This is a genomic window from Sphingomonas hankookensis (assembly GCF_001619955.1).
Classification (GTDB): Bacteria; Pseudomonadota; Alphaproteobacteria; order Sphingomonadales; family Sphingomonadaceae; genus Sphingomonas; species Sphingomonas hankookensis_A.
Genome location: NZ_LQQO01000012.1, coordinates 1 through 18,373, shown reverse-complemented (window position 1 = coordinate 18,373; position 18,373 = coordinate 1). Strand labels below are relative to the sequence as shown.

Sequence of the window (18,373 nt, the reverse complement as noted above, 5' to 3'; positions counted from 1 at the left end):
CTCTCGACAGGCTCGATCGCTACTCGAACCAAACGGATGAATTGGAGATAGGGTGAAAGATCCGGGAGCTACCGGTTCCGCATCATCGTATCTCCCTATAGGGTGACGCCATGACCCACCCGTTCCATTCGATCCACACCCACGGCCTGATCCGCGTCGGCGCCTGCACTCCGCCCGCCAGCGTCGGCGATGTTGCCGCTAACGGCCGGGCCGCGATCGACCTGGCACGGCAGGGGCATGTAGCCGGCGCCGACCTGCTGGTCTTCCCCGAACTCAACCTCACCTCCTACGCGATCGACGACCTGCATCTACAGGACGCGCTGTGCGACGCGACCGAAGCGACGCTGTCCGAGGTGGTCGCGGCCAGCGCGGACCTGCGCCCCGTCCTGCTGCTGGGCGCGGCGCTGCGGCGCAACGGACGGCTGTACAATTGCGCGGTGGCCGTATCGCGCGGGCGCATCCTCGGCGTCGTGCCCAAGACGTACCTGCCGAACTACCGCGAATATTATGAGAAGCGCTGGTTCGCGCCCGGCGTCGGCTTAACCGGGCTGACGATGACGCTCGCCGGACAGGACGTGCCGTTCGGCACCGACCTGATCTTCGCCGCCCGTGACCTGCCCGATTTCGTGGTCCATGCCGAAATCTGCGAGGATTTCTGGTCCCCCCTGCCCCCCTCGACCGCCGGAGCGATGGCCGGAGCCTTGGTGCTGTGCAACCTGTCGGCGTCGAACATCGTCATCGGCAAGGCACGCGACCGCGAGATGCTGTGCGCGTCGCAATCGGCGCGGACCGTCTCGGCGTATATCTATGCCGCGGCCGGGATCGGCGAGAGCACGACCGACCTGTCATGGGACGGCCAGGGTTCCGTGCATGAATTGGGCGAATTGCTGGCCCAGTCGGACCGGTTCGACCAGTCGTCGGGCATCGCCTATGCCGATGTCGACCTCGAACGGCTGCGGCTGGAGCGGATGCGGACCGGCACGTTCAACGATTGCGCGGCGGCCAGCGGTCATCCCGAAACCCGCTTCCGCCGGATCGGCTTCGACCATGCACCGACGCAGGACGATATCGGGCTGCTGCGCCCGGTCCGGCGCTACCCCTTCGTCCCCAGCACGCCCGAGCGGCTGGACGACGATTGCTACGAAGCGTTCAACATCCAGGTCGAGGGATTGCGCAAGCGGTTGGTCGCGTCGGGGACGAAGCGGCTGGTGATCGGTGTGTCGGGCGGGCTGGATTCGACCCACGCACTGATCGTCGCGGCGAAGGCGTTCGACCGACTCGGTCGTCCGCGCACCGACATATTGGGCTTCACCATGCCCGGCTTCGCCACCGGCGAAGCGACCAAGGGCAATGCGTGGAAGCTGATGACGGCGCTGGGCATCACCGGCGACGAAATCGACATCCGTCCCGCCGCGCGCCAGATGCTAAGCGACATGGGCCACCCCTTTGCCAGCGGCGAACCGGTCTATGACGTGACGTTCGAAAATGTGCAGGCCGGGCTGCGCACCGATTACCTCTTCCGGCTGGCCAATCAGCGGGAAGCGCTGGTCCTGGGCACCGGCGACCTGTCGGAGCTGGCGCTCGGGTGGTGCACCTATGGCGTCGGCGATCACATGAGCCATTACGGCGTCAATGCCGGCGTGCCCAAGACGCTGATCCAGTATCTGATCCGCTGGACGATCCGCACCGACCAGTTCGACCGCGACACCGACGCCGTGCTTGATGCGATCCTGAACACCGAGATTTCGCCCGAACTGGTGCCCGCCGATGCCGAGGGCCGGATGCAGAGCACCGAGGACCGCGTCGGTCCCTATGCGCTGAACGACTTCTTCCTCCACCACATCGTCCGCTATGGGCAGCGCCCGTCGAAGGTCGCCTTCCTGTGCTGGCACGCGTGGCGCGATGCCGCCGCCGGCCGCTGGCCGATCGACTTTCCGGACGAAGCCAAGGGCAGTTACGACCTACCGACCATCGCGCGGTGGCTGGAAAAATTCCTGTGGCGCTTCTTCCAGACCAGCCAGTTCAAGCGGTCGGCACTGCCCAACGGGCCCAAGGTCTCGGCCGGCGGCGCGCTGTCCCCGCGCGGCGACTGGCGCGCGCCGTCCGACGGGGTGGCGACGCCCTGGGTCGAGGAACTGCGGGCGGGATTGCCGCCACTTTAGAGCGGCCTGCCCCGAAACGTACCTTTCCGTTTTCGTCACCCCGGGGTTTACCCGGGGTCCCGCTTTTTCGGAAAGCGTTGAAAGAAAGCAGGACCCCGGGTCAAGCCCAGGGTGACGGGTGAGGCACGCGATGGATCGCCATCGAAACTCGGCCGCTACCCCTGTGCCCGTGCCGTCTTTTCCGACGCCGACCCACCCAGCGCCCAGCGCAGCATCCTCGCCATACCCTGCGCCCCTGCCCGCACGCCCATCGGCGCGGGACTGCGCAACTCCAGCATCGCCCGTGCCCAATGCGGCAGCAGGTCGATCGCGGCGGCGGTGTTCAGCGCCCCGAACCCTTTCAGGAACGGGTTCGGCAACGGCTGGTGCAGCAGCGCGTCGCGCACCGCGCGGGTGCGGGCGTCGCAGCGCAGTTCGCCGCGCACCGCCGACAGCCATGCATCGACCGTAGCCCGGCTGTCGGGAACATCGCGCGCGCCCAGCCGCTCGGCCACCACGACATTTTCGGCGAAGTACCGGTCCTGATCGGCGCGCGACAGTTCTGGATCGCGGTAGCGCAGATAGGCGCGCAGGAACGAATCCGTCTCCGCGACATGGACCCAGGTCAGCAGATGCGGGTCGTTCGCATCATAGGGCAGGCCGTCGGGCAGGACGCCGTGCACCCGGTCATGGATATGGCGGACATGGCCGATCAGCCGCTCCGCCTCCGCCGTGCTGCCATAGGTGGTGCCGGCGATGAACTGCGCGGTCCGCTTCAGCCGCCCCAGCATGTCGCGCTGGAAATTGCTATGGTCCCACACTCCCGCCAGCGCACCGGGATGCAGCATCTGCATCAGCAACGCGGCCGTACCGCCGATCATCATCGACGAAAAATCGCCATGCACCCGCCAGCTGACCGATCCCGGCCCGAACAGCCCGTCATCGCCGGGCGGTCGCCGCAGGTCGATCGCGCCGTCGCCGGCACCGGTCAAGCCGCGGATCTGGCGTGCAATTGTCTGGCGAAGCGGGTTCATGGGTAGTGAACGAGCGGAGCGGACCTGCGGGTCCGATCGTTACGGAACCAAATCGCTCTCTCGCGACCTTTGTCGCCACATCCTCGAACCGACAGGCCCGTTCATGTCCTCACCGTCCAGCCCGGAAAAGCCGCTCGACCCGGTGCAGCGGGACGCTGCCATGGCGGGCCGCGAGATGCACGATCCGGGCAACGGCATCTTCTTCGCGGCGGTGAAGACCACGCGGATGCCGATGATCGTGACCGACCCCAATCTGCCGGACAATCCGATCATCTTCGCCAACCCGGCCTTTCTCAGCATGACCGGCTATGACGCGGACGAGGTGCTGGGTCGCAACTGCCGCTTCCTGCAGGGCGCGGAGACCGATCCGGACACCGTGGCCGAAATCGGCCTCGCGATCCGCGAACAGCGGCAGGCCTCGGTCGAATTGATCAATTACAAGAAGAATGGCAGCGCCTTCTGGAGCGCGCTGTTCATTTCGCCGGTGCTCGATGGCGAGCAGAAGCTCCGCTATTATTTCGCGTCGCAGCTGGACGTCACCCGCCGCCGCGATGCGGAGGAAGCGCTGCGCCAGGCGCAGAAGATGGAGGCGGTCGGTCAGCTGACCGGCGGCATCGCACATGATTTCAACAATCTGCTGACGGTGATCCAGGGGTTCACCGACGTCCTGCTCAACCAGCTGGATCGCAGCGACGCCCTCAACCCCGATCGCGCGCGCCGCTCGCTCCGGGCGGTGATGGAGGCGGCGGATCGCGGGGCCGAACTGACGCAGCAGCTGCTCGCCTTTTCGCGCCGGCAGAAGCTGTCGGGCCGGGTCACCAATATCGACGATCTGGTTCGCGCGCTGCTGCCAATGCTCAAGCGCACCATCGGCGATGCGGGGATCACGATCGACGTCGAACCCTGTGGCGACCATTGCAACGCGCGGATCGACCCGGTGCAGGCCGAGGCGGCGATCATCGGCATCGTGATGAACGCCCGCGACGCCATGCCCGATGGCGGCACGATCACGATCTCGGCCCAACCTGTCACGCTGGACGGCAGCGATCCGCGCTATGGCGACAAGCTTCAGGGCAAGTTCGTCGCTCTGTCGATCACGGACACCGGCACCGGCATGTCGGAGGAGGTCCGCGCGCGGGTAACCGAGCCGTTCTTCACGACCAAGGATCAGGGCAAGGGCACCGGCCTCGGCCTGTCGATGGTCTATGGATTCATGAAGCAGTCCGACGGCGCGTTACACATCGAATCGCAGAAGGGCAGCGGCACCACGATCCGCCTGCTGTTCCCGGCGGCGGGTTCGGTGGCCGAACCGATCCGCGCGCGGCGCCCCCGCAGCGACAGCGACCTGCGCGGGACCGAAACCATCCTCGTCGTCGAGGACCAGCAGGATGTCGGCGACCTGGCCGAGGCGATCCTGAAGGATTTCGGCTACGCCGTGCTGCGCGCCGGCAACGGGGCGGAGGCGATCGCCGTGCTGGAAAGCGATGCGCCGATCGACCTGCTGTTCACCGACCTGATCATGCCGGGCGGGATGAACGGCGTCATGGTCGCCCGCGAAGGGCGGCGGCTGCGCTCCCGGCTGAAGGTGTTGCTGACCACCGGCTATGCGGAGGCGTCGATCGAACGGGTCGATGCGCGCGGGACCGAATTCGACCTGATCGGCAAGCCGTACAAGCGTGTCGATCTGGCAACGCGGATCCGGCAGGTACTTGACGGCCACACCGGCAGCGGTTGAAACAGTCCGTTTTCAGTTATAGTGCAGTATCTTCCCGTACCGATCCCGATCGCCGGGCAGCCACAGGATGACGAAGGGGCTACGCTTGGCGACCAATGCAACTGCCCAGGACGACGGGCTGGCGACCTCGCCTTCCGACCTCGGGCACGACCTGACGATCTGCGACCGCGAACCGATCCATATCCCCGGCGCGATCCAGCCGCATGGCATGCTGCTGATCGTCGATCCTGCCGAGGGGGTGATCGTCGGTGGCGCGGGCGACGTCGCGTCGCTGCTCGGCGCCGACTGGCTGGGCGGGACGATCCTCGACCTGATTGGCGAGGCGGGATTGGCGATCCTGCGCTCGACCGTCGCCGGGCCGGTGGTGCTCGGCACGACCGGGCAGACGACGCTCTCGGTCGTCGCCAGTCGCGAAGGGCGTTTCTGGCTGATCGAGCTGGAGCCGACCGCGCCTGGCGAACCGGGCACCGACGACGCGCTCACCTGGATCGAACAGGGGGGCGAGGAATGTTCGCGTGCGGTCGATCTCGACGACCTGACGGCGCGGGCTGCGTCGATCTTCGCGCGGCTGACCGGGTTCGACCGGGTGATGATCTACCGCTTCCTCGACGACGATTCCGGAAAGGTCGTGGCGGAGCGTCATGCGCCCGACATTCACGGCTTCCTTAACCACCACTTCCCCGCATCGGACATCCCCCGACAGGCGCGCGCGTTGTATATCCGCAACCGGGTCCGCGTGATTCCCGACGCCTCCTACACCCCGGCCCCGATCATCGGCCTCGATCCGACGCTTTCCGCCGTCGATCTGAGCAATGTCGGCGTCCGTGCGGTGTCGCCGATCCACGTCCAGTATCTCCGCAATATGGCGGTCGCGGCGTCGGCTTCGGTGTCGATCATCAAGGACGGCATGCTGTGGGGGCTCGTCGCGTGCCACCATCGTTCCCCCCGCAATCTGTCCTACCTGCAACGCAAGACCTGTGAGTTGATCGCGGCGTCGCTGGCGCAGCAGATCGGTGCCAAGGAAGAAGCGGCCGAATATCGCGAACGGCTGCGGCTGCGCACCGCGGAGGACGCGCTCGCGCAGCGGTTCGCGCAGGAATATGACCCCGACCAGCTGTCCGCGCTGATCGGCAGCGACCTGCAGCGGCTGCTTCGCGCCGACGGCTTCGTACTGCAACGCGGGCCGATGCGCTATTCCAGCGGTCATGTCCCGCCGCCCGAAGCGATCAGCGACATCCTGCAATGGGTACGCGCGCAGGGGAACATCCTGCTGCACACCGCGGCGCTGGAACATCGACTGCCCGCCGCCCATGCCTATCGCGACATGGCGAGCGGATTGCTGGCGATCACGCTGTCAGCCGACGAACCGGTCGTTCTGCTGTGGTTCCGAGCGGAGACGTTGCAGACGATCCAATGGGCCGGCAACCCGCACAAGGCGGTCGAGCAGGAGCCCGACCGTCCGCTGACCCCGCGCGCCTCCTTCGCGGCGTGGAGCGAGGAAATCCGCGGCCGCGCCCTCCCCTGGAGCCCGGCGGAGATCGAGGCGGCCCACCGCCTGTCGCGGCTGCTGTTCGACGCGCGCCAGCGGCGCCGCATCAGCGAATTGAACCGCGAACTGACCCGCGCGGTCACCGACAAGGATGCGCTGCTCGCGCAGCAGGAAACGCTGATCAAGGAAGTGAACCACCGGGTGCAGAACAGCCTGCAGTTGGTCGTCGCGTTCCTGGCGATGCAGGCCAATGCCGAGAATGACGAGACGCTGACCCGCCATCTGGGCGAGGCGCAGCGGCGGTTGTCGGCCGTCGCGCTGGTCCATCGCCGGCTCTATTCCGAGGATACGGTCACGGTCATCGATCTCGGCCGCTATATCGAGGATCTGCTGGCCGAGATGCAGTCGTCGATGGGCGACGAATGGACCGGGCGACTGACCATGGACCTCGCCCCGCTGTTGATCTCCGCCGACGCCGCGGTGCAGGTCGGACTGGTACTGGTCGAACTGGTCATCAACGCCCAGAAATATGCCTATGGCGGAAAGCCGGGGCCGATCGCGATCACGTTGGAAAAGGTACGCAACCGCTTCCGGCTGACCGTCGCCGACCGGGGTCAGGGGCGGACGGGTAACCGCACCGGCTTCGGCACGCGGATGCTCGGCGCGATGGTCAAGCGGCTCGACGGTACGATCGAGGAAAGCGACAATGCTCCGGGCCTGCGCTTTACCGTGTCCGCGCCGATTGCGACGCCCGAGGACGTTTAACGCGGGTCCGCGTCGGAGGGTAATACGACCCTGGGAATATCACTCCAAGTCTAGACGCAAAAAGGGCGCGGCAGCCATCGGCTACCGCGCCCTTTGCCTGGCGCAATTGCGCGCCGCCGATTACTCGGCAGCGGTCGCCTTGGCCGGACGCGGATCGCGACGTTCGGCGATACGCGCCGACTTGCCGGTGCGACCACGCAGATAATAGAGCTTCGCGCGACGCACGACACCGCGACGCACGACTTCGATCGAATCGATGTTCGGCGAATAGAGCGGGAAAACGCGCTCGACGCCTTCACCAAAGCTCATCTTGCGGACGGTGAACGACGAACCCATGCCCTTGTTCGAACGGGCGATGCAGACGCCTTCGTAGTTCTGCACGCGGGTACGCTCGCCTTCGACGACCTTCACGCCGACCTTGAGGGTGTCACCGGCGCGGAATTCCGGGATCTTCTTCGATTCGTTGAACTTGGCGATCTGTTCGGCTTCGATCGTCTGGAGGAGGTTCATTTCTTCTGACCTTCGTCTTGCTTGTGCGCGCCAGAGGGCGACTGGACCCGAGCGTCGACATGACGCTCCCACAGGTCCGGCCGCCATAGCCGTGTATCGGATTCGGACCGTGCCTTGCGCCACGCCGCGATCCGCGCATGATCCCCCGATCGCAACACCTCGGGGATCACACGCCCTTCCCATTCATAGGGTCGGGTATATTGAGGGTATTCCAGAAGGCCGCTTTCGAAGCTCTCCTCGATACCACTCGAAGCCGCGCCCATTACGCCGGGAAGCAGCCGAACGCAAGCATCCAGCAGCACCAGCGCTCCCATTTCGCCGCCCGACAGTACATAGTCGCCGATCGCCACCGGCTCGATATCGCGCGCCTCGAACAGCCGTTCGTCGAACCCTTCGAACCGGCCGCACAGGATGATCGCGCCCGGCCCGTCGGCCAGTTGCCGTACCCGCTCCTGCGTCAGCGCCTTCCCCCGCGGAGTCATCGCCAGCACCGGGCGGCCGTCCGTCACGCTGTCCAGCGCCGCCGCCAGCACGTCCGCACGCAACACCATGCCGGCGCCGCCCCCGGCCGGCGTATCGTCGACCGAACGATGCTTGTCGGTCGCGAAGTCGCGAATCTGCACCGTATCGAGCGACCAGCGTTCCTCGCGCAGCGCCCGTCCGGCGAGCGACACCCCGAGCGGTCCGGGGAACATTTCGGGGTAGAGCGTCAGGACGGTCGCGGCAAAGGTCATGGCGACAGCCTCTGCCCGCTTGTTCGGGGGAACGAAAGACCTGCCGCGTCATTTGCGTCGCTATGCCCCCCGCCCCCTGCACGCCCGACGCCGACGCGATCGATTGCGCCATCATCGGCGCCGGTCCGGCCGGACTGACCGCGGCCATCTATCTTGCGCGTTTCCATCTCGAAATTCGCATGTTCGACTGCGGATCGAGCCGGGCGGCGATGATCCCGCGTACCCACAACCATGCCGGCTTTCCCGGCGGGATCACGGGTCCCGACCTGCTGGCAAGGATGCACCGGCAGGCGCGCGACTATGGTGCGACCTGCGAGGCGGCGACGGTCACCGCGATCGAGCGCGATGGCGACGATTTTATCGTCCGCACCGATCGCAGCACGCTGCGCACCCGTACCGTCCTGCTGGCGACCGGCGTGGTCAACCACCGCCCCGCCGGACTGGACGACGCGCTGCACGACACGGCGCTGACCCGCGGACTGTTGCGCTACTGTCCGATCTGCGACGGCTATGAAGTGACCGACCGGCGGGTAGGCGTGATCGGCACGGGCGACCATGGCATGCGCGAGGCGCTGTTCCTCCGCGGCTATAGCAGCGACGTGACCCTGATCGCGCCCGATACCGATCACGAACTGGACGATGCGTGCCGCGCCGCGCTCGACGATGCGGGCATCCGCCGGGTCGACGGACCGTGCGGCGACTATCGGATCGACGGCGACCGCTTCGTCGTTCGTACCGCCGAGGGAGACCTGGCATTCCACAGCGTCTATCCGGCGCTCGGGTCGCACATCCGGTCCGAATTGGCGATCGCCGCCGGGGCACGGGCCAGCGAGGATGGCTGCCTGGAGGTGGACGATCACCAGCGTACCTCCGTCCCCGGCCTGTTCGCCGCGGGAGATGTGGTGAAGGGGCTGGACCAGATCAGCCACGCCATGGGCGAGGCGGGCGTGGCAGCGACCACGATCCGCAACCTGTTGGCGGAGCGCCGTCCGATCCGGCGGTAGCGGCTTGTCGATCGCGATGGCACCGGGTAGCCTTGTTGCCGATGCGGCCCTGCCTTCTTTTGATCGCTTTCCTGCTGCCGACTGCACCGGCGGACGCGCAATCTTTCGACCGCATCCTCGCCGCTGCCGCCGAGCGGGAAGCGGCACGGAACTGTTTGGCGGCAGGCGCCGGCGAGATTGTCGTGTGCGGCGACCCTGATCGCGGCGACCGTTATCGCCTGCCGCTGCCGACGGTTCGCGAAGTCGGTGAACAAGGAGCGGTCATCGGCGAGGTCCCGCCGACATCGGTACAGGACCCGTTCCTGTCGGGCTGCGGCATGTTTCGCGGACAGCGCCGATGTTCGAAGCGGGAGGCGGAGGGCCATGGCTATCGTCGCGGTCGCGACCCGGTGACGCTGGTCGGCCGGCTCGTAACCATATTGGTCGATCCCGACGCGGAAATCGGTCCGCCCGCGACCATACCACCCGCCAGACACTAATCGTTACGCAGCAGGCTTGTTCGATCGCCGGGGTCATCGTATCCGATCGAGCGTGACCGAGACGCAGTTCCGCCAGCTTTTCTATACCAGCCGCAGCGCGCCCGGGGTCGATGTCGACTGCATCCTGCAACAATCCCGCCATAACAACGCGGTGGACGGTATTACCGGCCTGCTATGGCATGACGGCAGCCATTTCCTGCAGGTGATCGAAGGCCCCGAATCCAGCGTCGCCGCAACCTATGCCCGGATCGCGAACGATCCGCGCCACAGCGAACTGACGATCCTGTCGGACCGTTCGCTCGGCACGCGGGAATTCGGTTACTGGAGCATGGAGCGCGCGACGCGCTCGCTCCACGATGGCGAGGCGGTACTGGCGCGGATCGAGCGGCGATTGGCGGGCGCACCCGAACCGTTGCGCGCCGCCTTTACCGCCGCCGTAACGCGCTAGCCATCAATCGACGGCGAACAGCGCGTCGACCACCAGACGTTCGTCATTCCATTCGGGTACGGCATGAGGCTGCATCGGCACCATGAACCGCTTGCCGCCGGGCCGTTCGATCTCGATCACGTCGCCCGCGCCGAAATCGTCGATGGCGACCACCTGCCCCAGCGTCTCGCCCGTACTGGACACGACGGCCAGGCCGAGCAGATCGGCGTGATAATATTCACCTTCGCCCAGCGGCGGCAGCTGGTCACGGCCGATCCACAATTCGGTCCCGCGCATCGCCTCCGCCTTGTTGCGGTCGGCGATTTCGCGGAACCTGCCGATCACGCCGTTGGTCGCGGGGCGCACCGAGACCAGGGTCAGCGCGCCACCGTTCAGCGTCGCATAGGCCGACAGGTCGTCGGTGAACAGCTTCAGCCGCACCTCGCCATGCAGCCCATGCGCCCCGGCGATCGCCGCCAGCACGACGCGACTGCGGTCGACCGCGACGTCAGGCGTCGGGCGAGCCTTCGCCGCCGTCGGGGGTGTCGTCGCGGCCTTCGGCGGGTTCTTCCGCCGATTGGCCGACATTGGTGGCGTCTTCGTCATGGGGGCGCTGTTCTTGCGGGTCGATCATGCGTCATGCTCCTGGTCGGGATGACCCGCAACGCATGACGCAGATCAAAGGATGCCGGCGCGCCCAAAAAGACGCGCCTGCACAACCCCTTACGCTTCGGCGGTTTCGGCCGGGGCGTTGGCGGCTTCCTCAGCGGCCTTCGCCTTTTCCGCACGCTCCTCGGCGCGTTCGACGGCCTTTTCGCCCGGCTTGCCCTTGTTCGGGTTGTTGCGGGCAGCGCGTTCCTTCACACCGGCCTTGTCGAGGAAGCGGGCGACACGGTCGGTCGGCTGCGCGCCGACGCCCAGCCAGTGGGTCGCACGCTCGGCGTCGAGCACGACGCGCTTCTCGTCTTCCTTGCCCAGCAGCGGGTTGTAGGTGCCGATCTTCTCAATGAAGCGGCCATCGCGCGGGCTGCGCGCATCGGCGACGACGATGCGGTAGTAGGGACGCTTCTTCGAGCCACCACGCGACAGACGGATGCTGAGTGCCATTATTCTTCTTCCTTCGTTGGTCTGTGTAAGCCGGAGCCTTGCCGGCGGTTACTTCTTCTTGATCAGGTTTTCGAAGCCGGGGGGTAGCTGCGGCATCCCCTTGCCACCGGTGAGACCGGGCAGGCCGGGCATTTCGCCCCCCGCCTTGCTCATCAGGTCGCCAAGACCGGGGCCGCCGAGCGCATTGCCGAGGCCGCCCATGCCGCCCTTGCCCAGCATCGCCATCATGCCCTTGATGCCGCCCATCTTCTTGAGCTTCTTCATCGCGGTCTGCATTTCCTGATGCATCTTCAACAGCTTGTTGATGTCCTGCACCGTCGTGCCCGATCCCTTGGCAATGCGGATCTTGCGCTTGGCGTTGATCAGTTCGGGCTTGGCGCGTTCCTTGGCGGTCATCGACGTGATCATCGCGTCCATGCGCAGCAGGATCTTCTCATCGACCGCGCCCGACGCCATCGCCGCCTGCGCCTTCTTCATGCCCGGGATCATGCCGGCCAGCGCACCCAGGCCGCCCATGCGCCGCATCTGCGCCAGCTGCCCGCGCAGGTCGTTCATGTCGAACTGACCCTTGGCCAGGCGACCCGCCATGCGCTCCGCGTCTTCGGCCTCGATCGACTGTGCGGCCTTTTCGACCAGCGACACGACGTCGCCCATGCCGAGGATACGGCCGGCAACGCGCTTCGGGTGGAACGGCTCGATCGCGTCCAGCTTTTCGCCGGTGCCCGCGAACTTGATCGGCTTGCCGGTGACGGCGCGCATCGACAATGCGGCACCGCCGCGCGCATCGCCGTCCATGCGGGTCAGGATGACACCGGTCAGCGGCACCTGTTCGGAGAAGTTCTGCGCAACGTTGACCGCGTCCTGCCCGGTCAGCGAGTCGACGACCAGCAGCGTCTCGTTCGGCTTGGCGATGTCCGAGACGGCCTTCATCTCGTCCATCAGCGCCTGATCGACGTGCAGACGACCGGCGGTGTCGAGCATGACCACGTCATAGCCCTGCAGCTTCGCCGATTGCAGCGCGCGCCGGGCGATGTCGACCGGCTGCTGCCCCGCCACGATCGGCAGGGTCGCGACCTCGACCTGCGTGCCGAGCACCGCGAGCTGTTCCTGCGCCGCCGGGCGATTGACGTCCAGCGACGCCATCATCACCTTCTTGCCCTCGCGCTTGGCGAGCAGCTTGGCGAGCTTGGCGGTGGTCGTGGTCTTGCCCGAGCCCTGAAGCCCGACCAGCATGATGACGGCGGGCGGCGTGACCGCGACGTCCAGCTCGGCCGTATCCGGTCCCAGCATGTCGACCAGCGCGTCATGGACGATCTTGACGACCTGCTGTCCCGGCGTGATCGAACGCAGGACATTCTGGCCAACGGCGGCCTCGGTCGCCTTTTCGACGAATTCGCGCGCGACGGGCAGCGCGACGTCGGCTTCCAGCAGCGCCACGCGGACTTCGCGCATCGCCGTCCGGACATCGGCCTCGGTCAGCGCGCCGCGACCGCGCAGACGATCGAACACCCCTCCCAGCCGGTCACTCAGACTTTCGAACACGCGCGCACTCCAGTTGCGAAACCCTATGAAAAACACTCAAGCAAAACACGCCGGCGGACGAAACCTCGTCGGCCGGCGTCGCCCTTGGGCGGCATTGCTGAACGATTCCCAACGGAAACGATGCGGCGCCTCTAGCGCATCGCGCCGTCCCGCGCAAGTCGCGACGACCGGAGCCCGGGTGACGACAGGACGAACACGGCCTTTAACACCTTCTATACCGATGTGCGCCGATAACGGCCGCGTATGGAATGGGATCGGCAACGCGGAACAGAGGGCACGGCCCCAGCGGAAGCGCCGCAGCGGGGGAACCGCTGGACGCTGCCGATCTATATCGCGGGCATCGTGCTGTTCGCCGGGCTGGCCATCGCGGTCATCAGCGGCTTCCTCGATCACCGCTATTTCGGTGGCGCCCCGGTCGAGCGGCACCTGTTCCTGGCGCTGATCGCCAACGCCGTCCTCGTCTTCTTCTGCTGGTTGCGCCATCGCGCCGCCGCGATCGAGATGCATGGCCGTTCGGCGGCGGAGGAACGCGCCCGGATGCTGGCGTCGCGCGATCCGCTCACCGGATTCCTCAACCGCCGTTCGCTCAGCGAAGCCGGCGCGGCGCTGCTGCGCGCGGCGACCCGGCGGGATCAGGCGGTAGCGCTGATGATCGTCGACCTCGACCATTTCAAGATGGTCAACGACATGCACGGCCATGAAGCGGGCGACGCCGTCCTGCGTGCCGCCGCCCACGCCATCGCCGATGTCATGCCGTCCGCCGCACTCACCGCGCGATTCGGCGGCGACGCCTTTGCCTGTGCCTTTGTGTTCGACGCCCGCGACCCGTCGACGGTCGATCATGTCGCATCGCGCGTGATCGCCGCGCTGTCGCAGCCGATCGAGGTCGACGATCGGCGCATCCACCTGACCAGCTCGATCGGCGTCGCGCGGTCCGACTTCGACGGGGCGGGCATCGACACGCTGCTGCGGTCGGCCGACATCGCGATGTATTGCGCCAAGAAGTCCGGACGCGGCGGCGTCACCTGGTTCAATCGCGCGATGGAACACGCGCTGATCGACCGCAACGATATCGAGAACGGCCTGCGCCAGGCCATCCCCGCCGGGCAGATCGTTCCCTATTTCGAACCGCAGATCGACCTTGCCACCGGCCGGCTGTGCGGGTTCGAGGTATTGGCGCGCTGGGTCCATCCGACGCAGGGGATTATCCCGCCCGACCGTTTCATCCCGGTCGCCGAGGATTCGGGCCTGATCGCCGAATTGTCGCTGGCGATCATGCGACAGGCGTTCGCCGCCGCGCGCGACTGGGACCCGACCTTGTCGTTGTCCGTCAACATCTCGCCATATCAGCTGCGCGATGCGTGGCTGGCGCAGAAGATCATCAAGGCGACGGTCGAGGGCGGCTTTGCCGCCAACCGGCTGGAAATCGAGGTCACCGAAAGCGCGCTGTTCGACAATCTGGCCTTGGCCCAGTCGATCGTCGGTTCGTTGAAGAATCAGGGCGTCCGCCTCGCGCTGGACGATTTCGGCACCGGCTATTCATCGCTGGCGCACCTCCGCGCGCTGCCGTTCGACCGGATCAAGATCGACAAGAGCTTCGTCCTGTCGATGCTCGACAATGCCGATTCGGCGGCGATCGTGAATGCGATCATCGGCCTTGGCGCCAATCTCAACCTGCCGGTCACCGCAGAAGGGGTTGAAACCGACACCATCGCCGAACGACTGGCGGCGCTGGGATGTGCGAAGGCGCAGGGCTGGAATTATGGCAAGCCGCTGTCGATCGCCGATACGCGGCGAATGCTTGCCGCGCGCGGGCTGCTCCATGCCGGCACGACCGAACCCGATCTGCCCGATCTCACCACCCGGCGTCAGGTCGGCTGAGATAGGCCGCCTCGGCCTCGGTCGACACCCGGCCGAGCGCCGCGTTGCGCGAGGGGTAACGGCCATAGCGTGCCAGCACCTCGGCATGGTCGCGCGCGAATTTCAGGTTCACCGGATTGCCCAGCGCTTCGAAACAATGGAGCGAGAAGCGCGCCACCCCCGCATCCTCGCTATGCATGAGCGGCATATAGAGGAACGCCCGGCGCTCCGGGGGCAGTTCCCGGTCATAACCCCGCGCGATCCCGATCAGCGCAAGCTCCAGCGCCAGCGGATCGGCCGCGAATGCCGCCGCCTGTCCCCGGAACAGGTTGCGCGAAAACTGGTCGAGCACGATCACCGCCGCGAACAGGCTGTCGCGGTCGTCGCGCCATCCCGCCGCCTCGGTCGTCAGCAAGCGCCGTTGCAACGCGCCGAAACGGTCCGCGATCATGGCGTTGAGCGCATCGTCCTTCGCGAAGTGCCGCTCCGGACCAACTTCTCTGAACCAGAAGTCGAGCACTTCGCGCGCCTGTCCGTGGACTTCCCCTGCCGCTGTCCCTAGATCGTCGCCCATGCCATCCTCCTGTGGTCCCGCCATCATAACGCTCGGCTGCCGGCTGAACATCGCGGAAAGCGATGCGATCCGCGGGCTGGTCGGCGCGCGCGACGTGGTGGTGATCAACAGCTGCGCCGTGACCAACGACGCGGTCGCCGCGACCCGCAGGGCGATCCGCAAGGCCCGACGCGACCGACCGAACAGCGAACTGGTTGTCACCGGCTGCGCGGCACAGATCGACCCGGCGAGCTTCGCGGCGATGCCCGAAGTCACGCGCGTGATCGGCAATTCGGACAAGCTGAACCCCGTCGCATGGGGGTCGAGCGAACCGGTCATCGTCCGCACCATCGACCGCGTGCTCGACACCGCACCGCAGCTCGCCGGCGGGTTCGAAGGGCAGACGCGTGCCTTTGTCGAGGTGCAGAATGGCTGCGACCATGCCTGCACCTTCTGCGCGATTCCCGCCGGGCGCGGCCCATCACGGTCGGCGACGATCGACGGCATCGTGGCGCAGGTCGAAGGAATGGTCGCAGCAGGCCATGCCGAAATCGTGCTGACCGGCGTCGACCTGTCGAGCTATGGCCACGACCTGCCCGACACGCCCAAGCTCGGCGATCTCGTAGAAGCGATCATTGCGCGCACCTCGCTGCGGCGGTTGCGCCTGTCCTCGCTCGATCCCGCAGCAATTGACGACAAGCTGCTGGAATTGCTGACGTCGGAACCGCGCGTGATGCCGCACGTGCATCTGTCGTTTCAGGCGGGCGACGACATGGTGCTGAAGCGAATGCGCCGCCGCCACAGCCGCGCCGACGCCGTCCGGCTGGTCGAGCGCCTGAAAGGCGCACGCCCGGAAATCGCCATCGGCGCCGACCTGATCGCCGGGTTTCCGACCGAGGACGACGCGATGGCGGCGAATACGCTGGCGCTGATCGACGATTGCGCCATCGTCCACGCCCATGTCTTTCCCTACAGCCCACGCGCGCGCACGCCCGCCGCACGGATGCCGCAGGTGCCGCCGCCCATCGCCAAGGCGCGTGCGCAGGCGTTGCGCGATGCCGCCGCCCGCCGGCACCATGACTGGCTGTCCGCACAGATCGGCACCATCACCGACATTCTGGTCGAACGACCCGGCACGCGCGGGCACAGCCCCGGCTTTGCCGACGTACGGCTTCCCCCCTGCCCGCCCGGTCGCATCGTCACCGCGCGGCTCACTCAACTCGAAGGCGATCAGTTGATCGGCATGCCCCTATGAGCCTTTCGTGGCACGAACGCCTGCTCGGCGGCCTGAAAAAGACCTCCGACCGCCTGACCGGCAATCTGGTCGGCCTGTCCGCCGCGCGCCTGGACGAATCGACGCTCGACGAGATCGAGGAGGCGCTGATCGCCTCCGACCTCGGCCCCGCCACCGCCGCCCGTGTCCGCACCCGCCTCTCCGAGGGGCAGTATGAGCGCAACATGGAGGAACTCGGCATCCGGCTGGTCGTGGCGGAAGAGATCGAAAAGGTCCTGACCCCGGTCGCCAAACCGCTGGAGATCGAGGCGTTTCCGCGGCCGCAGGTGATCCTGGTCATCGGCGTCAACGGCTCGGGCAAGACGACTACCATCGCCAAGCTCGCCAAGACCTTGGTCGAACAGGATTATGGCGTGATGCTGGCGGCGGGCGACACCTTCCGCGCCGCCGCCATCGGCCAGCTCAAGACCTGGGCCGAACGCATTGGCGTGCCGATCGTCAGCGGGGCCGAAGGTGGCGACGCGGCCGGAATCGTCTATGAAGCGGTCAAGCAGGCCACCGCCACCGGCATCGACGTGCTGATCGTCGACACCGCCGGGCGGTTGCAAAACAAGCGCGAGCTGATGGACGAACTGGCCAAGGTCCGCCGCGTCCTCGGCCGCCTGAACCCGGCGGCACCGCATGACGTCGTCCTCGTCCTCGACGCGACGACGGGGCAGAACGCGCTCAACCAGATCGAGGTGTTCAAGGAAACCGCCGGTGTCACCGGGCTCGTCATGACCAAGCTCGACGGCACCGCGCGCGGCGGCGTTCTCGTCGCGGCGGCGGAGAAGTTCGGGCTGCCGATCCATGCGATCGGCGTCGGCGAAACCGCCGACGATCTGCGTGGGTTCGATGCCCATGAAGTCTCGCGCATCATCGCGGGTGTGGAGCGGGTGCGCAAATGACGACCGAACCCAAGGCGCCGGTATCGCCGCTGTTCCGCATGGCGCTCGATTATGGCCCGTTGCTGGTCTTCTTCGTCGCGAACCTGCTGGCGGGCAAGATCGGCCTGCCCGACATGGTCGATTCGCTGGCGCAGGTCATCATCGCCAGCACCGCCTTCATGATCGCGAGCGTCGCGGCGATCATCGTATCGAAATGGAAGACCGGCCATGTCTCGCCGATGCTGTGGCTGTCGGCCGGCCTCGTCGTCGTGTTCGGTGCGCTCACCCTCTATTTCCGCGACGATACCTTCATCAAGATGAAGCCGACCATCGTCTATGCGATGTTCTCCGCGATCCTGACCTTCGGGCTCGTCACCGGGCGGCCCCTCCTCCAACAGCTGCTGGAAACCGCCTATCCGGGGTTGAGTGCGGCGGGCTGGCGCAAGCTGACGCTCAACTGGGCGATCTTCTTCGCGTTCATGGCGGTGCTGAACGAGGTCGTCTGGCGCCATTCGAGCTGGGATTTCTGGGTCGGGTTCAAGCTGTGGGGCGCGGTGCCGCTGACGCTGATCTTCGCCGCGGCGAATATCCCGATGCTGTTGCGCAACGGGTTGCAGATGGAAAAGGACGCCCCGCTGCCCCCGGCGGACTGACAGGATAGCAGGGTCCCCGTTCGACGCCTTCGTCATCCCGGCGAAGGCCGGGATCCATTGTGTCGGGTGTTCGCGGCTCTTTCGAACCGGTCGATGTCCGTGGATTCCGGCCTTCGCCGGAATGACGGGTGGTTGAGGTCCGCGAACGAAAAAAGATCCCATGGGCGCGGGCTGGCGCCG

General features: G+C 66.6%; 18 protein-coding genes. 10 read left to right on the top strand and 8 right to left on the bottom strand.

Annotated features, from left to right (window positions below):
* Nucleotides 1-110 precede the first annotated feature (110 nt).
* On the top strand, nucleotides 111-2,162 hold the full coding sequence (locus AVT10_RS08025) for an NAD(+) synthase (RefSeq protein WP_066689774.1): 2,052 nt from the start codon (nucleotides 111-113) through the stop codon (nucleotides 2,160-2,162).
* Between the two features lie 155 nt (nucleotides 2,163-2,317).
* Here AVT10_RS08025 and AVT10_RS08020 read toward each other — a convergent pair whose 3' ends face one another.
* Nucleotides 2,318-3,175: an oxygenase MpaB family protein gene (locus AVT10_RS08020; protein WP_066689773.1), complete on the bottom strand. Its 858-nt coding sequence runs from the start codon at nucleotides 3,173-3,175 to the stop codon at nucleotides 2,318-2,320.
* 103 nt (nucleotides 3,176-3,278) lie between these two features.
* Here AVT10_RS08020 and AVT10_RS08015 point away from each other — a divergent pair, with 103 nt between their 5' ends.
* Both AVT10_RS08015 and AVT10_RS08010 read left to right on the top strand, forming a co-directional pair.
* Nucleotides 3,279-4,910: a histidine kinase famiy protein gene (locus AVT10_RS08015; protein WP_066689772.1), complete on the top strand. Its 1,632-nt coding sequence runs from the start codon at nucleotides 3,279-3,281 to the stop codon at nucleotides 4,908-4,910.
* An 85-nt stretch (nucleotides 4,911-4,995) separates the two neighbouring features.
* Nucleotides 4,996-7,164, top strand: coding sequence for a histidine kinase dimerization/phosphoacceptor domain -containing protein (locus tag AVT10_RS08010; RefSeq protein ID WP_232307931.1), 2,169 nt, complete (start codon nucleotides 4,996-4,998; stop codon nucleotides 7,162-7,164).
* 120 nt (nucleotides 7,165-7,284) lie between these two features.
* Here AVT10_RS08010 and rplS read toward each other — a convergent pair whose 3' ends face one another.
* Nucleotides 7,285-7,674 carry a 50S ribosomal protein L19 gene (rplS, locus tag AVT10_RS08005; protein ID WP_066689771.1) on the bottom strand — a complete coding sequence of 130 codons (390 nt, stop codon included), beginning with the start codon at nucleotides 7,672-7,674 and terminating at the stop codon, nucleotides 7,285-7,287.
* Entirely contained in the window at nucleotides 7,671-8,408 is a 738-nt protein-coding gene (trmD, locus tag AVT10_RS08000) for a tRNA (guanosine(37)-N1)-methyltransferase TrmD (RefSeq protein ID WP_066689770.1), read from the bottom strand. Before trmD ends, rplS begins: the two co-directional genes overlap by 4 nt.
* Before the next feature lie 62 nt (nucleotides 8,409-8,470).
* Between trmD and AVT10_RS07995 the strand changes: the two genes are divergently transcribed.
* Genes AVT10_RS07995 through AVT10_RS07985 form a run of 3 tightly spaced genes read left to right on the top strand, consistent with a single transcriptional unit; the run spans nucleotide 8,471 to nucleotide 10,339 of the window.
* On the top strand, nucleotides 8,471-9,412 hold the full coding sequence (locus AVT10_RS07995) for an NAD(P)/FAD-dependent oxidoreductase (protein WP_066689769.1): 942 nt from the start codon (nucleotides 8,471-8,473) through the stop codon (nucleotides 9,410-9,412).
* A 59-nt stretch (nucleotides 9,413-9,471) separates the two neighbouring features.
* Nucleotides 9,472-9,891, top strand: coding sequence for a hypothetical protein (locus AVT10_RS07990; protein WP_066689768.1), 420 nt, complete (start codon nucleotides 9,472-9,474; stop codon nucleotides 9,889-9,891).
* 52 nt (nucleotides 9,892-9,943) lie between these two features.
* On the top strand, nucleotides 9,944-10,339 hold the full coding sequence (locus AVT10_RS07985) for a BLUF domain-containing protein (protein ID WP_066689767.1): 396 nt from the start codon (nucleotides 9,944-9,946) through the stop codon (nucleotides 10,337-10,339).
* A gap of 3 nt (nucleotides 10,340-10,342) precedes the next feature.
* On the opposite strand, the gene rimM is transcribed toward AVT10_RS07985, so the two are convergent.
* The 4 genes from rimM to ffh form a co-directional block, all read right to left on the bottom strand.
* Entirely contained in the window at nucleotides 10,343-10,801 is a 459-nt protein-coding gene (gene rimM, locus AVT10_RS07980; protein WP_066689879.1) for a ribosome maturation factor RimM, read from the bottom strand.
* A 25-nt stretch (nucleotides 10,802-10,826) separates the two neighbouring features.
* Nucleotides 10,827-10,952, bottom strand: coding sequence for a hypothetical protein (locus AVT10_RS18855; protein WP_269746903.1), 126 nt, complete (start codon nucleotides 10,950-10,952; stop codon nucleotides 10,827-10,829).
* An 89-nt stretch (nucleotides 10,953-11,041) separates the two neighbouring features.
* On the bottom strand, nucleotides 11,042-11,425 hold the full coding sequence (rpsP, locus tag AVT10_RS07975) for a 30S ribosomal protein S16 (RefSeq protein ID WP_066689766.1): 384 nt from the start codon (nucleotides 11,423-11,425) through the stop codon (nucleotides 11,042-11,044).
* Between the two features lie 48 nt (nucleotides 11,426-11,473).
* The gene (gene ffh, locus AVT10_RS07970) at nucleotides 11,474-12,967 is read right to left on the bottom strand and encodes a signal recognition particle protein (RefSeq protein WP_066689765.1); all 1,494 of its coding nucleotides are present in this window, start codon (nucleotides 12,965-12,967) and stop codon (nucleotides 11,474-11,476) included.
* Nucleotides 12,968-13,210: 243 nt separating this feature from the next.
* Here ffh and AVT10_RS07965 point away from each other — a divergent pair, with 243 nt between their 5' ends.
* On the top strand, nucleotides 13,211-14,848 hold the full coding sequence (locus AVT10_RS07965; protein ID WP_066689764.1) for a putative bifunctional diguanylate cyclase/phosphodiesterase: 1,638 nt from the start codon (nucleotides 13,211-13,213) through the stop codon (nucleotides 14,846-14,848).
* Here the strand turns inward: AVT10_RS07965 and AVT10_RS07960 are convergent.
* Nucleotides 14,823-15,401 carry a DUF924 family protein gene (locus AVT10_RS07960; protein ID WP_066689763.1) on the bottom strand — a complete coding sequence of 193 codons (579 nt, stop codon included), beginning with the start codon at nucleotides 15,399-15,401 and terminating at the stop codon, nucleotides 14,823-14,825. The genes AVT10_RS07965 and AVT10_RS07960 overlap by 26 nt on opposite strands.
* On the opposite strand from AVT10_RS07960, the gene mtaB reads away from it, so the two are divergent.
* Genes mtaB through AVT10_RS07945 form a run of 3 tightly spaced genes read left to right on the top strand, consistent with a single transcriptional unit; the run spans nucleotide 15,400 to nucleotide 18,193 of the window.
* Complete coding sequence (gene mtaB, locus AVT10_RS07955) at nucleotides 15,400-16,635, top strand: tRNA (N(6)-L-threonylcarbamoyladenosine(37)-C(2))-methylthiotransferase MtaB (RefSeq protein WP_066689762.1); 1,236 nt, start codon at nucleotides 15,400-15,402, stop codon at nucleotides 16,633-16,635. The two genes, AVT10_RS07960 and mtaB, sit on opposite strands and share 2 nt — an antisense overlap.
* The gene (ftsY, locus tag AVT10_RS07950) at nucleotides 16,632-17,561 is read left to right on the top strand and encodes a signal recognition particle-docking protein FtsY (RefSeq protein WP_066689761.1); all 930 of its coding nucleotides are present in this window, start codon (nucleotides 16,632-16,634) and stop codon (nucleotides 17,559-17,561) included. Before mtaB ends, ftsY begins: the two co-directional genes overlap by 4 nt.
* On the top strand, nucleotides 17,558-18,193 hold the full coding sequence (locus AVT10_RS07945) for a septation protein A (RefSeq protein WP_066689760.1): 636 nt from the start codon (nucleotides 17,558-17,560) through the stop codon (nucleotides 18,191-18,193). Before ftsY ends, AVT10_RS07945 begins: the two co-directional genes overlap by 4 nt.
* Nucleotides 18,194-18,373: the final 180 nt, after the last annotated feature.

What these genes read in the sequence shown, in the direction of transcription:
- AVT10_RS07995 (WP_066689769.1), top strand. Translation starts at nt 8,471, where the DNA reads ATGCCCCCCGCCCCCTGCACGCCCGACGCCGACGCGATCGATTGCGCC.
- AVT10_RS08025 (WP_066689774.1), top strand. Translation starts at nt 111, where the DNA reads ATGACCCACCCGTTCCATTCGATCCACACCCACGGCCTGATCCGCGTC.
- AVT10_RS08020 (WP_066689773.1), bottom strand. Translation starts at nt 3,175, where the DNA reads ATGAACCCGCTTCGCCAGACAATTGCACGCCAGATCCGCGGCTTGACC.
- AVT10_RS08015 (WP_066689772.1), top strand. Translation starts at nt 3,279, where the DNA reads ATGTCCTCACCGTCCAGCCCGGAAAAGCCGCTCGACCCGGTGCAGCGG.
- AVT10_RS07945 (WP_066689760.1), top strand. Translation starts at nt 17,558, where the DNA reads ATGACGACCGAACCCAAGGCGCCGGTATCGCCGCTGTTCCGCATGGCG.
- AVT10_RS18855 (WP_269746903.1), bottom strand. Translation starts at nt 10,952, where the DNA reads ATGATCGACCCGCAAGAACAGCGCCCCCATGACGAAGACGCCACCAAT.
- rplS (WP_066689771.1), bottom strand. Translation starts at nt 7,674, where the DNA reads ATGAACCTCCTCCAGACGATCGAAGCCGAACAGATCGCCAAGTTCAAC.
- AVT10_RS07965 (WP_066689764.1), top strand. Translation starts at nt 13,211, where the DNA reads ATGGAATGGGATCGGCAACGCGGAACAGAGGGCACGGCCCCAGCGGAA.
- AVT10_RS07960 (WP_066689763.1), bottom strand. Translation starts at nt 15,401, where the DNA reads ATGGGCGACGATCTAGGGACAGCGGCAGGGGAAGTCCACGGACAGGCG.
- ftsY (WP_066689761.1), top strand. Translation starts at nt 16,632, where the DNA reads ATGAGCCTTTCGTGGCACGAACGCCTGCTCGGCGGCCTGAAAAAGACC.
- trmD (WP_066689770.1), bottom strand. Translation starts at nt 8,408, where the DNA reads ATGACCTTTGCCGCGACCGTCCTGACGCTCTACCCCGAAATGTTCCCC.
- rpsP (WP_066689766.1), bottom strand. Translation starts at nt 11,425, where the DNA reads ATGGCACTCAGCATCCGTCTGTCGCGTGGTGGCTCGAAGAAGCGTCCC.
- mtaB (WP_066689762.1), top strand. Translation starts at nt 15,400, where the DNA reads ATGCCATCCTCCTGTGGTCCCGCCATCATAACGCTCGGCTGCCGGCTG.